This is a genomic window from Thermodesulfobacteriota bacterium (assembly GCA_036397855.1).
Lineage (GTDB): Bacteria > Desulfobacterota_D > UBA1144 > Nemesobacterales > CSP1-2 > DASWID01.
On record DASWID010000117.1, the window covers coordinates 1 to 3035 of the forward strand.

General features: G+C 43.3%; 3 protein-coding genes and 2 tRNA genes. 4 read left to right on the forward strand and 1 reads right to left on the reverse strand.

Features of this window, described 5'->3' with window-relative positions:
• Window positions 1-202 (forward strand): hypothetical protein (locus VGA95_09245; GenBank protein HEX9666727.1); only part of this gene is annotated, 202 nt, incomplete at its 5' end.
• 87 nt (window positions 203-289) lie between these two features.
• A complete protein-coding gene (locus VGA95_09250) occupies window positions 290-1654 on the forward strand; it encodes a cytochrome c peroxidase (GenBank protein ID HEX9666728.1) in 1365 nt (454 codons plus the stop codon).
• Window positions 1655-1795: 141 nt separating this feature from the next.
• Here the strand turns inward: VGA95_09250 and VGA95_09255 are convergent, their stop codons facing one another.
• Window positions 1796-2452: a hypothetical protein gene (locus VGA95_09255; GenBank protein ID HEX9666729.1), complete on the reverse strand. Its 657-nt coding sequence runs from the start codon at window positions 2450-2452 to the stop codon at window positions 1796-1798.
• 290 nt (window positions 2453-2742) lie between these two features.
• On the opposite strand from VGA95_09255, the gene VGA95_09260 reads away from it, so the two are divergent.
• Window positions 2743-2818: transfer RNA gene (locus VGA95_09260), tRNA-Pro, on the forward strand.
• Window positions 2819-2894: 76 nt separating this feature from the next.
• Window positions 2895-2968, forward strand: a tRNA-Arg gene (locus VGA95_09265).
• Window positions 2969-3035: the final 67 nt, after the last annotated feature.

Genomic DNA, 3035 nt, shown 5'->3' on the forward strand with positions numbered 1-3035 from the left:
GTTATCACGCAAAGAGAAGATAGAGATTCTGCGGCGCTGGGAATATGATGCAAGAGAGCTTCAGGTAGCTGAAGAAGAAAATATGATAGGCACCAATGCTGATATCTTAGGCCAAATCATGAGGGCTCTCCTCCAGCTTGACGAAAAATCAGAAGTAGAGCGCCTAGAGAGTTCACCCTCATCAAAGCAGGGTGGAGAATGATCAGTGCTGCTATAACATTTGTTACTCCCTGTCGCTTAATGGCTATTTCTATGTTGGAGACTATATGAGAATGCACGGAGTCAACCAGTGAAAGTAAATACTCTAATTGTTGTTTTTTTACTTTTTTTAGCGGCATGTAGAAGAGATGATCCTGAAATGATGGACAAGATGGTAAGACACACACTTACCTCCGCCAAAGTTAATATTTTGAAAAAGCTTGAACCGCGCGATCCTAAACTTGTTGAATTAGGCAAAAATCTTATGTTCGACAGAATATTGAGTGGTAGGAAGGATATTTCGTGTGCAACCTGTCATCATCCATCATTACATACAGGGGATGGGATTTCGCTTTCGATTGGAGTTGGAGGAAAGGGTCTAGGTCCCACTCGAGTGCTCGGTGAAGGTAGGGCTTTTAATACGCGTAATGCGCCGGATGTTTTTAATAGAGGGTTCCCCGATTTTAAAGCCATTAATTGGGATGGAAGTATATCTTTAGGAGAAGATAAATTAGATGAAACCCCCGCTGGGAAAGATCTTCCGCCAAGCCTTGATGGTCCATTAGCAGCCCAGCAGTTATTTGCATTGGCTTCTCGCCAGACAATGCGTGGACAAGTCGATGACTCAGTCGCTATTGACAAGACACCAAATGAACTGGCGTCAATCCCAGATGACGATTTTAAGGCAATATGGAAAGCATATATGGCTAGATTGATCGGAGATCCTCCCGGTGAGGGTGGAATTCCTGAATACATAGAACTATTTAAAGCTGCTTATCCGAAAGTCCCTCTCGACAAAATCGGCATTCAGCACGCTGTTAATGCAATAGCCGCTTGGGAAATAGATACATGGACCTTTACAAATTCTCCATTCGATCGCTATGTGGCAGGAGAGAACAATGCCCTGAATAAAGCCCAGAAGCGCGGCGCCCTACTCTTCTACGGAAAAGCACGGTGTTACGAATGCCACTCGGGAAGCCTATTGACCGACATGAAATATCATAACATTGCATCGCCACAGATTGGTCCCGGAGTTGGAGAAGTAGCCCCACTCGATCTAGGTCGTGGAGGTATAACCAATAAACCTGAAGATAAATTTAAATTCCGCACTCCACCCCTAAGAAATGTTGCATTGACAGGTCCGTGGATGCACTCAGGTGCATATACAAATCTCGAGGCTGCCGTTCGCCATCATTTAAATCCTAAAGAATCATTAAGAATTTATGATTCCAGTCAGCTTGATCCACGGTTTCAGGATATGGTTCATAATAAGGAAATAATAGAGGCGGGCGTATTAAATACAATTGATGGAGTAGTAGCTAATCCAATAAATTTAAGTGATCGAGAATTTTCCGACCTTATGGATTTCCTTCATTCCCTCACAGATCCAAAAGCGCTGGATCAGTACAGCGAAACACCTGAAAAAGTGCCCAGCGGCCTTCCAATATATGATTAGATAACACTCGTCAATACTTAAATCGATTAGACCGTTCCTCAATATTAGAAAGGGCCGATCACTAACGCTTTGAAGAAATACAATGGGGAGAGCTGTTAAACTCGCTCCCCCCCAAATTAATTTCGTGAAAAGAGCTAAAGCTTACTGTACAAATAGGATCCAGGCGCCCTGCTCACCTTGAATCGTTCCCTGAAGCTCAACATTTTCTCTACTGGACATGGATTCGATCTTGTGAATAGCTTCCTCTGATCCTTCCAATGCATAGACTTGACCACTTTTTGTCTTTACAACATGCAAATGCGGTTCAGCTTCATTACAGGGTCCAGTCGCTACAATCTGTTTAAAGTTTAAAGACTCATAATTAGGTAGCAAGCAGACTATCGTACCGGTGACTGAAGTGGCCTCAGAGGGTTGCGGTTGTGCTGCTGATGCCGACGCTAGAACCCAACCCCTAGTATGGCCTTCAACAATACCTTCAACAGTCTTGGTTTCACCAGTTTGCTTCCCTATCATCTTGGCTTCTTCGGACGTAGCTTTTATTACATAAGCTTTACCATCTGCTCCAACCTCAACGAGTGCTCCCTTGCACTCAACCCATGTATCGTTCATAACGAGGTTTCCTTTCTCATCAGACTCAACGCAATACACCTTCCCCTTAACGGACCCCATCTTATCCATCTTTTTCATCCCTTCATCGCCTTTCATCTCGCCTTCCTGGGCCGCTCCCATATTGGATAAAGAGATTGAAAACATCAATGCAAACATAAGGAACATTAAATACATGATCCCTTTTTTCATACTTAACTACCTCCTTGCTTTTATTTTTCTAAATTCAACTATATTCGGCATTGAAATTTTTTAGATATTATACAGGAAGAAAAACAATTAATGAATACCCTCTTGCCATTATCCAATTGTACTATAATGCGTCGAAGTAACCTATAAGACCAATGTCATAATTCTATATTTAAATATAAACTTATCAAGTATTATAAAAGTTACAAAAAATAGTTTCGATTGCCATTATTTCTATAACAGACCGTACTTGTCGTTTCATGAATCAAGTGTATAATCTTTTTTCTCATTGTCGGGGCGTAGCGCAGCTGGGAGCGCGCGGCGTTTGGGACGCTGAGGTCGGAGGTTCAAATCCTCTCGCCCCGACCACATTTTCCAATGCAGGATGCACGATTCAGGATGCAAGAAAAAGCATGCATCTTGTATCATGAATCATGATATATTGGCGCCCATAGCTCAGTTGGACAGAGCAACGGCCTTCTAAGCCGTGGGTCGGGGGTTCGAATCCCTCTGGGCGCGGGAAAAATCAATGGTGGGTGTAGCTCAGCTTGGTTAGAGCACTGGGTTGTGGCCCCAGAGGCCGCCG